This window comes from Amycolatopsis sp. NPDC048633, assembly GCF_040650695.1.
Lineage (GTDB): Bacteria > Actinomycetota > Actinomycetes > Mycobacteriales > Pseudonocardiaceae > Amycolatopsis.
Genome location: NZ_JBEZHS010000003.1, coordinates 1 through 16,664, shown reverse-complemented (window position 1 = coordinate 16,664; position 16,664 = coordinate 1). Strand labels below are relative to the sequence as shown.

The following is a 16,664-nucleotide window of genomic DNA, read 5'->3' as shown; positions in this document are numbered from 1 at the left end:
TGTCCCCGGAAAGATGATCTCCCGCAGCACCACGGTAAGGAGCCGATCGTGACCCAGCAGGACGTCGAGCGCGTCGCGCGCCACAACGAGCAGCGGCAACGGGAATACGGTGCGTCGGAGCTGATCCGGCTGCTGACCGACGCGAGCACCTCCGACGAGACGAAGAAAGCGGTGCTCACCTACCTGCAGCCGTGGTCGAACGCCTTCCAGCGGATGATCAGCGCCCGGGTCACCTTCGAGAGCGACCCGGAGCTGCGGGCGCTGGCCCTGGAGCACCAGGAGGAGGAGATCGGGCACGACAAGATCCTGGCCCGCAGCCGCGCGGACGACCGGCAGCTGGTCTGGGACCCGGTGATCGAAGCGGGCGCGTCGTGGTTCGTCGACCAGTTCGCGATCCTGCCCGGCGTCCAGCGCGCGGTGCTGGCGCACCTGGCCCTCGAAGCCGGCAGCCTGGTGTTCAGCCAGGCGGGCACGCGGGCGTTCCCCGACGACGAATACTTCGACCTGCACGACGAAGCCGACGTCGAGCACCTCGAGATGGGCTACGAACTGTTGCGCCGCCGCGGTGACTGGACGGTGGAGGACGTCGTCGCGGTGCTCGACCGGGCGTGGCAGGTGATCGGCGTCGTGTCCGATCGCATCGCCGAGTGCGCCCGCCGCGATACGGTGGCCGCATGACCACGACCGACCCGGCCTCGGCCGCTCGCGAAGTCGCCGCCGAAGCCGCCCGCGCGTACCAGGAAGCCTTGGGAGAGCGCCTGATCGGCGCGTACCTGCTGGGCAGCCTGACCTACGGTGGATACGCCCCGGCGGCGAGCGACATCGACCTGGCGCTCGTCTTGAAGGAGACCGACGGCTCCTCGATCGCGGACACGACGGCGGCGCTGCAGGAGCGGAGTCCGTTGCACCGCAAGCTGTCGGTGTTCTGGGCGTCCCTGCCGGCGTTGCGCGAAGGCCGCGACGACGGCCGCTTCCCGGCGCTGGACCGCCTGCAGCTGGCCGACCACGGCCGGGTCCTGCTCGGCTCGGACGTCCTCGCGGAGATCGCCCGCCCGGCAGCTTCGGAGCTGCTGCTGGAGAGTGCCCGGTTCGCGATCGCGGTCCTGGCCACACCCGAGGTGACCGCGGAGTTCCGCGAGCCGCGCCGGCTGCTGGTGGACACGGTCTGGTTCACGAAGGCGGTGCTGTTCCCGGTCCGCTTCCTGTACTCGGCAACGCTTCCGACGGGCCGCGCGGCGAACAACGACGAGGCGATCGAGTGGTACCTGGCCCAGCCGGACGCCCCGGCGGGCTCGCTGGTCCGGCTGGCGTTGCGCGTCCGGGAGGGGCACCCGCTGGACGCCGACGAGCTGCGGCCGGAGCTGGCGGCGGGGCTGGTCCCGTTGTACCGGTACTACATCGAGGACCAGCTGCGGCGGCTCAAGGAGATCGAGGCGCCCGCCGATCTGGTGGCTGCGTTCGCCGACTGGGACGCACGACTCGGCTGACCGCGATGCAGTGAATGACTCATGCCTGGCGCCGGATGCCAGGAATGAGTCATTCACCGCATCGAAGTCCGGCTTGCGCGACCGGCCGCGGGAACGCGCGTCAAAGCCGCGACACCTGCGCCGCCCAGGCGGCCACCTGGCTGCGCGAATCGAACCCCAGCTTCCGCAGGATCCGGTTCACGTGCCCCTCCGCCGTCCGGCGCGAGATGACCAGCTTGTCCGCGATCTCCTGGTTGGACCGGCCGTCCGCGATCAGGAGCGCCACCTCGTGCTCCCGGTCCGTCAGCGGGGTCTCCCGTGCCGGGCCGGGGGCCGGTGCCGGGGTCGCGTCCCCCAGCGCGTACCCGATCGCTTCCTCCAGCCCGAACTCCCGGCCGCGGCGGAAAGCCGCCTCGAACGGACCCTCCCCCAGCCCGCGGCGGGCCTGCTTCTCGCACTCTCCGTGCGGGGCGCCGAAGTACCGCGACCCGAACATCGGGAACCCGACCGCCTGCCAGATCGGCTGGGCGGACCCGAGCATCGTCGCCGCCGGTTCCCACCGGCCGCGGGCCGCTTCGTTCCAGGCCAGCACCTCGATCGCCAGCACGATGCCCAGCAGGTCGTGGAACTTCCGCTTGACGCGCAGGCAGTGCCGCCCGTACTCGGCCGCCCGGGCGAAGTCGCCGCGGCCCAGCGCGACCAGGGCCTGGACGAAGATCGCGTACGCCTGGGCCCACTGCTCGCCGTAGGCGACGCCGGTCGCGCACGCCTCCTCGCACAGCTCGCCCGCGCGGTCGAGGTCGCCCAGGAAGATCAGCGCGACCGCCAGCTCGATACCGGCCAGCATCACGTTGCTGTTGAGCTCGCCGAGCTTCCGGTAGCGGGCCTGCGCCTCTTCGAAAAGCGCCTTCGCGTCGCCGACGTCGTCGCCGACCAGCAGGTTGCAGCCGAGCCGGTGCGTCGCGTACGCCAGCGCCACGTCGTCGCCGGTCTGCCGGGCGTACGCGCGGCATTCCTCCAGCATCGCGACCGCGCCGGCGTTGTCCCCCTGCAACGTCGCGACGTACCCGTTGACCCACAACGCTTTCGCGCGTTCCTCGCCCGGATGGGGGTAAAGCGCGAGCGCGCGGTCGAGCCAGTGGCGGCCTTCGCCGAAGACCCCGCAGCCCGCCCAGTAGAACCAGAGGGTCGAGGCGAGCCGCAGGCCGATCTCGAGCTCGCCGGGCGTCGTCAGGCAGTAGTCCAGCGCGGCGCGCAGGTTCATGTGCTCCAGGCGGGTCCGGCGGAACGTCTCCGCCTGCTCCGGGCCGAACCACTCCCGTTCGCCGCGCACCGCCAGGTCGAGGTAGTGGTCCCGCATGGCCCGCAGGACGCCGCCGGCTTCCCCGGACTCGGTCAGCTTCTCCCGACCGAACTGCCGAAGCGGCTCCAGCAACCGGAACCGGCCGCCTTCGCGGATCAGCACCGACTTCTCCACCAGCCCCGCGAGCCCGGCGCGGACGTTCTCGCCGGCGCAGACGCGTTCGGCCGCCGGCAGGTCGAAGCCGCCGGTGAACACCGACGCCCGGGCCCACAGGCGCTGCTCGGCCGGAGCGCACAGCGTGAAACTCCAGCCGACGGCGGCCAAGAGAGTCTGGTGCCGGGGCTCGCCGCCGCGCTTCACCGTGCCGGGCAGCCGGAAGCAGTCGCCCAGCCCGGACTCCAGCTCCGCCAGCGTCAGCACCCGCAGCCGGACGGCCGCCAGCTCGATCGCCAGCGGGATGCCGGCCAGCAGCCGGCACACCTGCGCCACGCGCTCCTGGTTCTCCGCGGTGACGGCGAACGCCGGGTCGACGGCGGCCGCGCGTTCGGCGAACAGCGTCAGCGCCGGGTAGCGCAGCCAGGCCCCGCCGGGCAGCGGACGGCCGGGCTCCGGCAGGCGCAGCGGGGACACCGGCCAGAGGTGCTCGGCGGCCAGCGCCAGCCGCTCCCGGCTGGTCGCGAGCAGCCGCAGGCCGGGCGCGGCCCGCAGCAGGTCGTGCGCCAGCGCGGCGCAGGCGTCGAGGACGTGCTCGCAGTTGTCCAGGACCACCAGCAGCCGGCGGGCCCGCAAGTGCTCGGCCAGGACGGCCGCCGGCGCCCGGCCGGTTTCGTCGTGGACGCCCAGCGCCTCGAGCACGGTGTGCGCGACGAGCGCCGGGTCCTGCAGCCCGGCGAGCTCGACCAGCCAGACGCCGTCGGGGAACGCGCGGGACAGCCCGGCGGCGGTCTGCACGGCCAGCCGCGTCTTGCCGACCCCGCCCACGCCGGTCAGCGTGACCAGCCGGGCCCGCGTCAGCAGGTGCTTGACCTCGGCCACCTCGGACCTGCGTCCCACGAAACTCGTCGTGTCCGCGGGCAGGTTTCCCTTTCCGCACGTAGCACCGGACTTCCCCACCCGTGCACCGTAAGGACGTCCGCGCGGGCCGGTCAATGCGGACCCCTCGGAGGAAGCAACCGCCTCAAGCGTCGGGGAGGCTGTACAGCGTGGGCGTGTCGCCGCCGTGCATCGCCGAGAGGCTCGTGCGGCAGGCCTGGCGGACCTCGCGGTTGGCCGCCGAACCGGCCTGGCCGCAGCGCGGGCAGAACAGGTGCACCGCGCCGGGCGGCGTCTCGTCGACGGCGACGTCGACCGTGCACTCGCAGCGGCGGCACCACCGGTGCCCGGTGACCACGAGGACGTGCAGCGGGTCGCCCACGCACTGGTGCGCCCAGCACCGGTGGACGTAGCAGGTGCTCCGGGTGTGCGGGTTGAGACCGTGCTCCTCCGCCGTGTCCTCGGCGGCCAGGATGGCGGCCAGCCGCCGGTCGTCGAGGTCGGCGTAGCGGTCACGGGAACCCGAGGTGGCCGGTCGCGGCTCCGGGGCGTCATCGGGGGAAACGACCCGGAGGAGGGGACGCGACCGGCCGTGCTCCATGGGTTTTCCGACCTCCTGCGGTCATCGGGGGCCGGTCAAGCTTGCGTCGGGGCGGGCGTCGCCGCACCCGTACAAGTACCTGACTCCATACCTGTCCCTCACGTGCCGCGCCCGCGGCGCTACTGTCCGCCGCCGGTCACCGCAGGGTCAGCGAGGTCTCCGACTCGACGCGCGTCAGCTTCTCCGGGTTGCGCACGTAGTACAGGCCGGTGATGCGGCCGCCCTCGACGCGGACCGCCATGACGCCGTCGAGCTCGCCGTCCAGGTGCAGGACCAGCCCCGGGTTGCCGTTGACGACCGTGGGGGCGCTGGTCAGCTTCGCCTCGGTGCGGCCGATGCCGCCGGTCATGAAGCGGACCACCTTGTCGGCGCTCACGACCGGCCGCAGCGCCGCCTGCTTCACTCCGCCGCCGTCGCTGACCAGGACGACGTCCGGGGCGAGCACGTCGAGCAGGCCCTGCAGGTCCCGGGTCTCCATCGCACGCTGGAACGATTCCAGGGCGGCCCGGGTCTCGCCGGCGGAGACCGTCTCGCGCGGGCGGCGGGCGTCGACGTGCTTGCGGGCGCGGTGCGCGATCTGGCGGCAGGCTGCCGCGGTCTTGCCGACGGCGGCGGCGATCTCGTCGTAGCCGAAGTCGAAGACCTCCCGCAGCACGAAGACGGCGCGCTCGGTCGGCGACAGCGTCTCGAGGACGAGCATGAGCGCCATCGACACGCTCTCGGCGAGCTCGACGTCCTCGGCGACATCCGGCGCGGTGAGCAGCGGCTCGGGCAGCCAGGGGCCGACGTAGGCCTCCCGGCGGCGCTTCACCGTGCGCAGCCGGTTGAGCGACAGCCGCGTGGTGATGCGGACCAGGTAGGCGCGCTGGTCGCGCACCTGCCCGAGGTCGATGTCGGCCCAGCGCAGCCAGGTCTCCTGGAGCACGTCCTCCGCGTCGGCCGCCGAGCCGAGCATCTCGTAGGCGACGGTGAAGAGCAGGTTGCGGTGGGCGACGAAGGCGTCGGTCGCGCTCATGCCCGGCCCCAGGCGACGAAACCCGCGACGGCGAGGTACGTCAGGTTCAGCGCGACGAACTTCGCCTCGCCGTGGCGCAGGTGCGTGACCATGGCACCGATCATGAGCAGCACCCAGCAGACGGCGGTCACCGGGACCAGGACGGGGGCAATCCCGAGGGCCTCGGGCAGGATCAGGCCGGCCGCGGCCAGCAGCTCGAGGACCCCGAGCGTCTTAACGAAGCCGGCACTGCGTTCCCCGGTCCATTCCCCGCCCGTCGTGGCGGCGAGCTTCGCCTTCGGCACGAACGTCTTGCTGACGCCCCCGGTCAGGGCGACGACCGCGAGCAGCCCGGCGGCGATCCAGAGTGCGATGTCCATGAGGTCTCCTTCTGTCGGCCTCAAGACACCGGGTACCGGACGCCTGTGACAGCGCATGACCCGGGTCACACCGCGATCGGTTCGAGCAGCCGGCGCGGCGTGTTGATCGCGGCCGACACCGGGTCCGCGGCCCCGGGCTGCGGCTGGTGGCCCGGGCCGGGTTCGATGCGGATCTCCGGCACCGGGACCAGTGCCCCGCACTCCGCGCACCGGCCGTCGGCGTCGAGGCGGCCGCCGTCTTCGTCGTGCCGGGTGGTGCGCTTCTCGCCCGCCGGGGAGTAGAACGCGTCGCCCCAGCCCATCAGGGCCCGCACGACCGGCCAGAGCGCGATGCCCTTGTCCGTCAGCAGGTACCCGCCGTCGTCCGCACGGACCAGGACGCCCTCCCGCACGAGGGACTTCAGCCGGCTGGTCAGCACCGCGCGCGGGATCCCGAGCTGGGCGGCGAAGTCGCCGAACCGCCGGACGCCGAAGAACGCGTCACGGACGATCAGCAGCGTCCACCGCTCCCCGACGACCTCCAGGGAGCGCGCCAGCGAGCAGTTGCGGTCCGCGTAAGTGCTGGGGAGAGCCATGCGCCCAGCGTACACCGGGTAGTTCGTTCACTGAACTGGATCGTGCTACGGTGAGCCAGTTCAATGAATGAACTAGTCATCAGGAGGGTTCCGTGCACCAGTTCCTCGTCACCGGCGCGGCCGGCAAGACCGGCGGCGCGACCGCCGACCTCCTGCTGGCCCGCGGCCACCGCGTCCGGGCCATGGTGCGCCGGGAGGACGAACGTTCACGCGCCCTCGCCGCCGCGGGCGCCGAAGTCGTCCAGGCCGATTTCCTCGACCTCGACGGCGTCACCGCCGCGCTGCGCGGGGTCAGCGGTGCGTACTTCTGCTACCCGATCCGCGAAGGCCTGCTCGAAGCCACCGTCAACGTCGCCCAGGCGGCAACGGAAAACGGCGTTCGCTCGGTGGTGGACATGTCGCAGATCTCCGCCCGCCGCGAAGCGCGCAGCAACGCGGCCCGCCAGCATTGGCTCGCCGAACGCGTGCTGGAACGCACCGGCCTGCTCACCACCCACCTGCGGCCGACGTTCTTCGCCGAGTGGCTCACCACGTGGTGGGAACTGCGCGACGGCGAAGGCCTTCTGCGGCTGCCGTTCGGCGACGGACGGCACGCGCCGATCGCCGCCGCCGACCAGGCGCACGTGATCGCCGCGATCCTGGCCGACCCCGAACCGCACGACGGCGCCGCCTACCCCCTCCACGGCCCGGTCGAACTCGACCACCACGACATCGCCCGGATCATGGCCGCCACGCTCGGCATCCCGGTGCGCTACGAGCCGATCAGCGTCGAAGAGTTCACCACCGCCATGACCACGCGCGGTTTGCCCGCGCATCTCGTTCAGCACCTCGGCTACGTCGCCGTCGACTACCGCGACGGAGTGTTCGCCGGCACCAACGACGTCGTCGAGAAGGTCGGCGGCCGGACACCGCAGTCGGTCGAGCAGTTCGTGCTGGCGCAGAAGGACACCTTCACCACCGACGGCCCCAACTTCGTTCCCTGAGGAGAACCACCATGTCGTCCGTACTCATCACCGGCGCGTCCAAGGGCATCGGCCGCGCGATCGCGCTCGAACTTTCCCGCCGCGGCCACCGGGTGATCGCCACCGCGCGCGACCCGCAGACGCTCGCCGACCTCCCCGTCGATCAGCGGCTGCGCCTCGACGTCACCGACCAGGACAGCGTCGACCGGGCGATCCGGGACGCCGGCGAAGTCGACGTGCTGGTCAGCAACGCCGGGGAAACCGTGCGCGCACCGCTGGAAACCGTTCCGCTCGACGAGGTCGACCGGCTCTTCCGGCTCAACACGCTGGGCGCGCTGCGGGTCGCCCAGGCCGTGCTCCCGGCGATGCGCGAACGCGGCTCGGGCCACCTCGTGTTCGTCTCGAGCATCCAGGGCCGGCTGGTGCTGCCGATCATCGGCCCGTACGCCGCCAGCAAGTGGGCCCTGGAAGCGATCGCCGAGACGCTCGCCATCGAGACGGGCCACTTCGGCGTCAAGGTGAGCGTCGTGCAACCCGGCGCGGTCTCCTCCGGCGGCGGCGAACGCGCCAAGGTCTTCGTCGACGACAACGACCCGTACGCCCCGCTGTACGCACAACTTCCCGCCCTCCGCGGCGAAGTGGTGACGCCCGAAGAAGTGGCCGCCACGGTGGCCACGACGATCGAGCAGCCCGCGCCGCCGCTGCGCGTCCCGGCCGGGGCTCCCGCCGAGAAGGCCTTGCGGGCCCGCAAGGAAGCGCCGGAGAACGAGCCGTTCCTGTTCCCGGACATCGACTGGTAGCGGGCCGCGGCCGTGGTCCGGACCAGGCTTACTTGAACGAGCAACTAGACGGGAGTACTACTGGCAGCAGGAAGATCCATTCGCTCTTCAGGGGAGAATTCATGCAGTTGGGGTTCAGCCTTCCGGTCTTCGGCAAGGCAGCGGCCACGCCGGGCGGGATCGCCCGGTACGCGCGCGAAGCCGAGAAGGCCGGGGCGGCCAGTCTCTGGGTCGGTGACCGGCTGCTGTCGCCGGTCGCTCCCGTCGTCTCCTACCCGGGTTTCGACACCATGCCCGAGGAGTTCCACACCGCGCAGGACCCGTTCACCGCGCTGGCCGTCGCCGCCGCCGTGACCGAGACCGCGATCCTCGGCTCCAGCACCATCAACGCCACCCAGTACCAGCCCGCGAACTTCGCGCGGCTGCTCACCAGCATCGACGTCGCCAGCAACGGACGGCTGCTGCCCGGCCTGGGCATCGGCTGGTCGCCCGACGAGTACGCGGCCGTCGGCATCCCGATGGGCGAGCGCGGCAAGCGGCTGGACGACCTGCTCGACCTGCTGGACACCTGGTGGAGCAAGGAAACCGTGGCGCACGACGGCATCGGCTACACCATCGCCGAGTCGCACGTCGAGCTCAAGCCGGTGCGCAAGCCGCCGGTGCACCTGGCCGGGTTCGGCGAGAAGTCGCTGCGCCGGGTCGCCGAGCGGGCCGACGGCTGGCTGCCCGTCTGGTCGGTCCCCGAGCAGTTCCCCGCGGACGTGCTCACCTCCACCCTGGCCAAGATCCGGGCCGACGCCGAACGCGCCGGGCGGGACCCGAAGGCCATCGGCGCGGCCCTGCGCGTGAACGCCGCCGCGGGCACCGAACCGGAGCTGATCGCCGAATCGGTGACGAAGATCGTCACGGCGCTCGAACCGGACCACACGTTCGTCGACATCTCCTACCTGACGAGCAGCGTGGACGAGCACCTCGACCTCACCGGCAAGCTGCTGGACCTGGTCGCCCGCGGCTGATCCACCGCGCATCGCACTGTCCGGGCGGAGGTGGCCCGGACAGTGCGATACTGCGGGGTGTGCGCACCCAAGGGAATGACGACAACGTGATCCGCCTGGTGATCGTCGACGACGAGCCGATGGTGCTCGCGCACCTGCGTACGGTGCTGACCTCCGCCGAAGACATCGACATCGTCGGGCAGGCGCAGGACGGCGCCGAGGCCGTCGAGGCCGCGGGGCGCTTCCGGCCCGACGTCATGCTGATGGACCTGCGGATGCCCGGGGTGGACGGGCTGACCGCGATCGAGCGGATCGTCAAGCTCCCGAACCCGCCGTCGGTCGTGGCGCTCACGACCTTCGACACCGACAGCTACGTCCTCAAGGCGCTGCGGGCCGGGGCGTCGGGCTTCCTGCTCAAGTCGACACCCCCGGAGGACCTGATCGGGCTCGTGCGGGTCGCCGCCGACGGGCACACGGTGCTGTCGAAGGAGGCCGCGCGCCGGATGGTCACCGCGTCGGCCGGCGAGCACGAGCGCTCACAGGAGGCACGCGAGCGCACCTCGGACCTCACCGACCGGGAGCTCGACATGCTGGTCTGCCTCGGCGAAGGCATGTCGAACGCCGCGATCGCGGCCAAGCTGCACCTGTCCGAAGCCACGGTGAAGAGCTACGTCTCGCGGATGCTGACGAAGCTGGGGTGCGCCAACCGCACCCAGGCGGGCCTGCTGGCCCACGAAGCGGGTCTCGCGGGCTGACCCACCGGCCCGAAAGCGGTGCCTACGCGCTGCTGCGCGCCCCGAAGCCCCAGGCGCCGAAGACCTCGGCGAGCTCCGCCCGGCCCGAGATGCCCAGTTTCCGGTAGCAGTTCGTCAGGTGTTTCTCGACCGCCCGCCGGGTCACGTTGATCTCGGCCGCGATCTCGCCGTTGGTCAGCCCGTCGAGGGCGAACCCGGCCACCCGGCCCTCCGCCTCGCTGAGCGCCGCCGACGGCCTGACCAACGGTGCGCCCGGCCCGGTCGTCTCCTCGGCCGTCCGGCCGGTGAGCCACGGCGCGCCGCAGCCCTCGGCGAGCCGGTAGGCCTCGCGGAACCGGTCCTCCGCCTCCTCCTTGCCGTCGTCGCGCAGCAGGGTGCCCTCCGCCAGCAGGGCGCGGACCAGCTCCAGCCGGTCCCCCGACGCCCGGGACGTCTCGATCGACTCCGCCACCATGCGATCGGCCTCGGCGCCTGAGGACAGCGACGCCTTGATCCGCAGCGCGCGGCCGAGTGGCCCCGGCGCGCCCCAGCGGCGCGCCCACCGGATCTCGTCGTCGATCAGCTCGCCGGCCGAGCCGGGGTCGCCGAGCCGCCGCTGGAGCCAGGCGCTCCACGTCCGCCACGGGAACATCCCCGGGTTCCGCCAGCCCGCCCGGTGCAGGGCCGCACCGCAGTCGAGGAACCGCGCCAGTGCGCCGCGGGGGTCCTCCACCGCCGTCACGGCGCCGCGCAGCATCAGCAGGGCGGCCCGGATGTGCAGGCCGGCCCGCGCCAGCGCGTGCTCGTCGAAGTGCTCGACCAGTGTCTTGGCGAGCCGCTCGTCGCGGGTGATCACCGCGATCACGACCAGCGCCATCACCAGTGACTCGGGCGCTTCGCCGAGGTTCCCGCCGATCAGCTCGTACGCCTCCCAGGCCGTCGACCGCGCGCGGGTGAGCTGCCCGGTCTGGGCCAGCACCGCCCCGCGTGCGGCGATCAGCGACGCCGGTCGCGCCGGCCGGCCGTGGACCTGTTCGCCGGCCGCGCTCTCCAGCCACGTCGACGTCGGGCCGACAGCTCCCGCGGAGAGGGCCGAGATGATCAGCAGCGGCGCGGTGCCGGCGAACTCCGCGGACGACGCGGGGGCGCAGCGCAGCAGCCGGTCGGTCAGCTCCGCCACGGTGTCCGCAGGCATCCCGGCGGTGAGCGTGGCCGCGTGCAGCAGGACCGCCAGCAGCTCGCGTTCGGCGAGGGTGGCGGTCGGCGGCTCGGGGCCCAGCTCGCGCAGGCGGTCCACCGCGCCGGCGAGCAGCGTGGGGTCTTCGCAGCGGGTGAGCCGGATCCGCGCCTCCAGGCGGAGCCCGGCCTGGGCGCCGGCGTCCTCCGGGGTGACGCGGCCGACGAGGACGGCGGCCTCCGGCCGGAGGAACGCCGAGAGCGGCAGCAGGGTGACCGCCTCGGCCCGTTCCCGCGCGGTGGGCAGCAGCCCGACCGCCTGCGTGAGGTGCCGGATCGCGGCGAGGACGTCGAAGGCGGCTTCGGTGAGCGCCAGGTCCACCAGCCGCCAGCCGCGCTCCGGGCCGTCAGGCGGCAGGTCGAGCAGCGCGCGGCGCAGGTACCGCGCCGCCGTCTCGGGCTCCCCGCGCCGGGTCGCCGCGTCGGCGGCCGTGCGCAGCTCCTCCGGCATCCACGGCGACGGCGACGGCGCGGGCACCTCGAGCAGCTGGGCCGCGACGGTCTCCGCGGCGAACCCGGCTTCGTGGAACACGGTCGCCGCGCGCGCCCGCAGCCGCAGGTCTTCCTGCGCGGTCATCGACGCCTCGATCGCGGTCCGCAGCACGGGTGCGGCGAACCGCGGCGGGCACCCCGGGTCGAGGACCCCCAGCCGGCTCAAGGCCCGCACCGCCTCCGCGACGGCCACCGAGTCACCACCGGTGAGGTGCTCGACCAGCCACGGCTGGGCGTGCGCGCCGAGCACCGCGATCGCCCGGGCGCAGTCGCCCACCTGCGGGGGCAGCACGGCGAGCTGGGCGGCCAGCCGTTCCTTCAGCACCGACGGCCCGACGCGGTGCGGGTGGTCGCCGCGCACGACTTCGCTGAGGTACAAGGGGTTTCCGGCACTCGCCGCGTGGCAGGCGGCGACGAAGCGCGCGTCGCCGGCCCGGCTGTCGGACGCGGCGCGCAGCACCTCCCCGACACCGGCCTCGGACAGGTTCGCCGGCCGGAGCCGGGTCTTCGCCAGCTCCCACAGCTCGCGGATCGCGGGCCGGTCGGCCCCCGGATCGCCTTCGCGGACCGTGACGACGAGCGCGCAGGGCAGCTCGTGGATCCGCCGCGCGCATTGCCGCAGCCAGGTCAGCGACTGCCGGTCGGCGACGTGCAGGTCGTCGACCAGCACGACGAGCGGCCGGTCGGCGCTGATCGCGGCGAGCAGGCCGAGCAGGCCGTGCGCGGTCAGCACGTCGTTGTGGTCGCCGGGTTCCCACCCCGGCCAGCCCGGGGCGCCGGGGAACAGCCACCGCGCCGCCGACGCGGTCCCCGCGAACCAGCGGTCCGCGTCGCCCGCGTCCGCCTCGGCGACCAGCGGCTCGAGCACCTGGCAGGCGATCCCGAAGTCGAAGTCCTGTTCGGTCCGGCTGGCCGCCGCCGTGAGCACCTTCGGCCCGCCCGGGTCCGCCTCCACCGTTTGCAGGACTTCCTTGAGCAGCGCCGTTTTCCCCACGCCGAGCTGCCCGGTGAGCACCGTGACCGAGCCCTGCCCCGCCGCGGCCGCGGCGATCGCGCCGCGCAGCCGGCGCAGTTCGGTCTCGCGTTCCGGCAGCGCCACGGCTAGCCCTCCTTGCCGGCGGCGAGTGCCTCGGCCAGCTGCCGCCTGCCGCCGATGCCCAGTTTGCGGTAGACGTTGGTCAGGTGCAGCTCGACCGTCCGCCGGGTCACCGCGAGCTTCACCGCGATCCCGGCGTTGGAGGTGCCCGCCGCGGCCAGCTTCGCCACCCGGCGCTGGGCCTCGGAAAGCCCGTGCAGCCGCGAAACCTCACCGCCGGTCAGCTCGTGCAGCCGGCCGAGGACGCACCGCCAGCGGTACCGCGCCGCCAGGGTGCCCGCCTCCGCGAGGTGGTCGCCGGCCGCGGCACCCTCACCGGCTGCCGCCAGCTCCACCAGTGCGGTCGCGTGGCGCAGGTGGCTGCCGCTGCCGCGCAGCAGCCCGACGGCCTGCGTCAGGTGCCCGGCGCTGTCCGGGTCTTCGGGGCCGAGAGTGAGCGCGGCGGCCAGGTGCGCGCCGCCGACGGCGGCCCGGGTGCCCCACGCGCTCGCGGCGGCGAGCTCCTCGCCGAGCAGCAGCCGGGCGGCTTCGCGTTCGCCGCCGGCCACCAGGCACTTCGCCGCGGTCGAGCGCCACGGCAGGACCTCGGGGTTTTCCCAGCCGCGCGCGGAAAGCCGGCGGCCGCACTCGCGCAGCGGGGCGAGCGCCTGGTCGGGCCGGCCCTCGCCGAGCAGCACCGCGCCGTTGGCGTACAACAGGAACGAGCTGCCGAGCCCGGGTCCCGGCTCGACCGGGTCGCGCTCGAGCGCCTCCCGCGCGAGGTCGACGCGGCCGGCTTCGAGGTGCACCCTGGCCTCGGTCGCGACCACCCGGGCGCGCAGCATCGAGTGCCAGTGCCGGGGCGGCACCAGCTCGTGCGCGCCGGTCAGGTCGGTCACCGCGTCGTCGAGGGTCCCCGCCGCGAGGTGCCGCTCGGCCCGCTCGGCGAGGGCGCGGGCGACCAGCGTCCGGGAGCACTGCCGGCGCGCCTGCGCGAGCACCTCTTCGCCGTGGGCCTCCGCTTCGGCGAGGTCCCCGGTGAGAACCAGCGCGCGGACCGCCGCGGCGCGCACGGTCAGCGCGCTCACCTCCACCATCGGCTGGGCCAGCGCGGCGCGCGCGAGCCCGCGCACGCGGGCGGGCCGCAGGCCGCGCCGCGCGAGCACCACCGCGGCCACGGCCGCTTGAGCCGGATCCGACGGCCGCTCGGGCAGCGGCGGCATGCCGTAGCCGCCGACCGCCGAGCGGTCCTGCGGGTCGCCGTCGGCCAGCCAGTACAGGCCGAGCAGGGTGGCGCGCTCCGCCGTCGAGACGTCCGGGCGGCGGAACGCGGCGATGAGGGTGCGCGCGTCCAGCCCGCCCCGCGCGTTGAGCAGGTCCGCGGCCAGCAGCCGGTGCCCGCCGAGGCCCGGACCGTCCAGTTCGGACAGCACCTGGGCCAGGTGCCGGTCGCCCGCCTCCTGGTCGAGCAGCAGTTCCGCGGAGCCGAGGTCGATGAGCACGGCCGCGCGCCGCGCCGGTTCGAGGGGTTCCTGCAGGGCGCGCTTGAGCGACGCCGTCGCCTGCCCGTCGCGGCCGCCGGCCTGGCCCAGCCGGGCGGCCGCGCGCAGCACTTCCACCACCCAGGGCTCGCCGATCACGCGGGTCCGCCGCAGGATCGCCGCGACGGCCGCGTTCGCGACGCCGTGTTCGTGGCCCAGCTTCGCCGCGCGGGTGAAGAAGGCGTCGCGGTCGCCCTCGGTCATCCGGCCGAGCACCCGCTGGCCGGTGTCCGGTTCGGTCAGCCCGCCGTCCGGGGCGACCAGGCCGATCGCCCGCAGCCGCGCGAGGTCCGCGGCCAGCCGCTCCGGCGGGCATCCGGCCAGCTCCGCCAGCAGCGCCGGGCCGAACCCGTCCGGGCACACCGAAACGGCGCGCAGCACGGCGGTGAGCCCGGTGGGCAGGGCGTCGACCAGGCGCAGCAGGCGTTCCCCGGCGATCCGGGTGAACAGCCCGGCCTGCTCGCGCGCGAACCCGGGTTCCATGCGCAGCCGGTTCAGGCCCTCGGTCAGCACCGCCGGGTTCCCGCCGCTGCCGCGCACGGCGTGCTCGACCAGCCGCTCGTCGGCCCCCGCGCCCAGCCGCTCGCGCACCAGGCCGGCCACCGCGGCGTCGCCGAGCGGGCGCAACCGGATGCCGTGCGCGGCGGCCGCGGGCCGCCAGGTGTCCAGCCCGCTGGCCTGGCTGACCACCAGCAGCACGGGAATCTCGCTCAGCAGCCCGGAAAGCGCGTGCAGCCACGCCCGGGAAGCGGCGTCGGCCCAGTGCAGGTCGTCGACGGCGACCACGAGTGGCCGGCCGTCGGCCGCGGCGGCCAGGTCCCGGCACAACCCGCCGAGGACGCGGCCGCCGGGCACCGGGCCTTCGCCCTCCCCGACCGCCGCCTCGGGAAGCGCGGCGCCGAGCGCGGTGAAGACCTGGTGCAGCACGGTGAACGGCTCGGTGCCGTCGGACGGGCAGCACGGCACGTGGGCGACGCGCAGCCGCGCGTGCCGGGCGGTCGCCGCGACGGAGGCCAGCAGGGCGCTGCGGCCGGAGCCGGGCGCGCCGGTGACCGTGACGACCGCCGGGTTTCCGTCGGGCAGGCCGTGGACCAGCCCGGTCAGCAGCGCGGACTCCTCGTCGCGCTCGGCCAGCCGCGGCCCGGGCACGCCGCGCTGGTGCGGCAGGCCGGTCCCGCCGGGTGGCGTCCACTCGGCGAGCACCGGGGCGTCGTCGCTACCCGGCGAGCCCATGCGTCCTCTTCGGTGCCGAGGAGACCGAGGGGGAGCCCGCGCTCGCCCGCAGCGCCGCGGCCAGCTCGGCCCGGCTGTCGACGGCCAGCTTCCGGTAGACGTTGGTCAGGTGCAGCTCGACGGTCCGCGGCGAGACGAACAGGGTGCCCGCGACGTCGCGGTTGCTCGCCCCGCCGGCGACCAGCTCGGCCACTTCGCGTTCGCGCTGGGTCAAGACGTCGGCACCCGGTTTCCGCAGCCGGCCGCCCGCTTCCTCGAGCAGTTCGCGGGCGAGCCCGCCGATCGAACGCCACCCCGAGCAGGCGGACAGCATCGCCGCTTGGCGCAGGTGCTGGCGCGCGGCCTTGCGGTCGCCGACGCCCGTCAAAGCCTTGCCCAGCAGGTACTCCGCCCGCGCGTACTCGACCCGGCAGGGTGAGGCCGCCAGGACCCGGCCCGCCTCGGCCAGCAGTTCGACCGCGCGCGTCCCCGACGCGGCCACACCGCGGCCCAGCAGCACCAGGCCGCGCGCGGTCGGCGTCTGCCAGCCTTCGGCGAGCTCCTCGCCGCGTTCGGCGTACGCGGCCGCTTCCTCGTGCCGGCCGTGGGCGGCGAGCAGCAGCGTGGCGGTGAACCACCACGGCGCGAACACCGGGTTGCCGATGCCGGCTTCCTCCTGCCGGCGGCCGGACTCGAGCAGCAGCTCCAGCGCGCCGTCCACATCGGAGCGGGCCGCCCGGACCCGTGCCAGGCAAAGCAGCCAGAGCTGGTGCTGCGCCGGCTCGCCGGCCAGCTCGTCCGGGCGCGCCCCACGCAGCAGCGCCTCGGCGGCGGCCGGCTCGTCGTCGTCGCACAGGGCGGTCGACAGCGCGATCCGGACCGCAAGGGCCGGACGCCGTCCCGAGTCGGCCAGCGCCGCGACCCGGAGGTCGGCGAGCGCGCCTTCGCGGTCGCCGCTCTCCCGCAGCGCGTGGTAGCGGGCGGCCAGCGACCGGCCGAGCGCGGGCTGGTCGCCGCGCACCGCGGCCTCGGCCACCGCCCGGTCGAGCGCGCGCAGGGCGTTCGGCGCGTCGTCGACCAGCCGCAGGGTCCGCGCGGCGGCGAGCAGGTCGTCGCTCGACGCGGCCGCCGCAGGCAGCCGGACCACGGCGCGGGCGCAGGCCGCGGCGACCTCGCTGCCGCGGCCGGCCAGTGCGAGGGTCGCGGACCTTCGCCTGATGTCGACTTCGGAAGGCTGAGCGGTGGAGATCCGCCTGGCCGGTCCCGCCGACTGGCCGGGAATCTGGC

Annotated in this window: 14 protein-coding genes; 6 read left to right on the top strand and 8 right to left on the bottom strand. The window is 74.2% G+C overall.

What is annotated here, in order from left to right; genetic code table 11:
* Window positions 1–48 precede the first annotated feature (48 nt).
* Window positions 49–678 carry a hypothetical protein gene (locus tag AB0C38_RS08645; protein ID WP_360668762.1) on the top strand — a complete coding sequence of 210 codons (630 nt, stop codon included), beginning with the start codon at window positions 49–51 and terminating at the stop codon, window positions 676–678.
* Window positions 675–1,487, top strand: a complete 813-nt coding sequence (locus AB0C38_RS08640; protein ID WP_360668759.1) for a hypothetical protein — start codon at window positions 675–677, stop codon at window positions 1,485–1,487. The genes AB0C38_RS08645 and AB0C38_RS08640 overlap by 4 nt, the downstream gene beginning before the upstream one ends.
* Window positions 1,488–1,587: 100 nt before the next feature.
* Here the strand turns inward: AB0C38_RS08640 and AB0C38_RS08635 are convergent, their stop codons facing one another.
* The 5 genes from AB0C38_RS08635 to AB0C38_RS08615 all read right to left on the bottom strand — a co-directional run bounded on the left by AB0C38_RS08635 (window position 1,588) and on the right by AB0C38_RS08615 (window position 6,351).
* Entirely contained in the window at window positions 1,588–3,822 is a 2,235-nt protein-coding gene (locus AB0C38_RS08635) for a LuxR C-terminal-related transcriptional regulator (RefSeq protein WP_360668756.1), read from the bottom strand.
* 124 nt (window positions 3,823–3,946) lie between these two features.
* Window positions 3,947–4,402 carry a hypothetical protein gene (locus AB0C38_RS08630; RefSeq protein ID WP_360668753.1) on the bottom strand — a complete coding sequence of 152 codons (456 nt, stop codon included), beginning with the start codon at window positions 4,400–4,402 and terminating at the stop codon, window positions 3,947–3,949.
* Between the two features lie 136 nt (window positions 4,403–4,538).
* Window positions 4,539–5,417, bottom strand: a complete 879-nt coding sequence (locus tag AB0C38_RS08625) for an RNA polymerase sigma-70 factor (protein WP_360668750.1) — start codon at window positions 5,415–5,417, stop codon at window positions 4,539–4,541.
* Window positions 5,414–5,776 carry a DoxX family protein gene (locus AB0C38_RS08620; protein WP_360668747.1) on the bottom strand — a complete coding sequence of 121 codons (363 nt, stop codon included), beginning with the start codon at window positions 5,774–5,776 and terminating at the stop codon, window positions 5,414–5,416. The genes AB0C38_RS08625 and AB0C38_RS08620 overlap by 4 nt, the downstream gene beginning before the upstream one ends.
* A 65-nt stretch (window positions 5,777–5,841) precedes the next feature.
* Complete coding sequence (locus AB0C38_RS08615; protein WP_360668744.1) at window positions 5,842–6,351, bottom strand: helix-turn-helix domain-containing protein; 510 nt, start codon at window positions 6,349–6,351, stop codon at window positions 5,842–5,844.
* 92 nt (window positions 6,352–6,443) lie between these two features.
* Here AB0C38_RS08615 and AB0C38_RS08610 point away from each other — a divergent pair, with 92 nt between their 5' ends.
* The 4 genes from AB0C38_RS08610 to AB0C38_RS08595 all read left to right on the top strand — a co-directional run bounded on the left by AB0C38_RS08610 (window position 6,444) and on the right by AB0C38_RS08595 (window position 9,842).
* Window positions 6,444–7,334, top strand: a complete 891-nt coding sequence (locus AB0C38_RS08610) for an NAD(P)H-binding protein (protein WP_360668741.1) — start codon at window positions 6,444–6,446, stop codon at window positions 7,332–7,334.
* 11 nt (window positions 7,335–7,345) lie between these two features.
* Window positions 7,346–8,113 carry an SDR family oxidoreductase gene (locus AB0C38_RS08605; protein ID WP_360668739.1) on the top strand — a complete coding sequence of 256 codons (768 nt, stop codon included), beginning with the start codon at window positions 7,346–7,348 and terminating at the stop codon, window positions 8,111–8,113.
* 101 nt (window positions 8,114–8,214) lie between these two features.
* A complete protein-coding gene (locus tag AB0C38_RS08600; protein ID WP_360668736.1) occupies window positions 8,215–9,108 on the top strand; it encodes a TIGR03619 family F420-dependent LLM class oxidoreductase in 894 nt (297 codons plus the stop codon).
* Window positions 9,109–9,194: 86 nt separating this feature from the next.
* Entirely contained in the window at window positions 9,195–9,842 is a 648-nt protein-coding gene (locus AB0C38_RS08595) for a response regulator transcription factor (RefSeq protein ID WP_360669923.1), read from the top strand.
* A gap of 22 nt (window positions 9,843–9,864) precedes the next feature.
* Here the strand turns inward: AB0C38_RS08595 and AB0C38_RS08590 are convergent, their stop codons facing one another.
* From AB0C38_RS08590 to AB0C38_RS08580, 3 genes are all read right to left on the bottom strand, one after another.
* Entirely contained in the window at window positions 9,865–12,648 is a 2,784-nt protein-coding gene (locus AB0C38_RS08590; RefSeq protein ID WP_360668733.1) for an AAA family ATPase, read from the bottom strand.
* Between the two features lie 2 nt (window positions 12,649–12,650).
* Window positions 12,651–15,398 carry an AAA family ATPase gene (locus tag AB0C38_RS08585; protein ID WP_360668731.1) on the bottom strand — a complete coding sequence of 916 codons (2,748 nt, stop codon included), beginning with the start codon at window positions 15,396–15,398 and terminating at the stop codon, window positions 12,651–12,653.
* Window positions 15,382–16,664 (bottom strand): LuxR C-terminal-related transcriptional regulator (locus AB0C38_RS08580; RefSeq protein ID WP_360668729.1); only part of this gene is annotated, 1,283 nt, incomplete at its 5' end. The genes AB0C38_RS08580 and AB0C38_RS08585, both read right to left, overlap by 17 nt.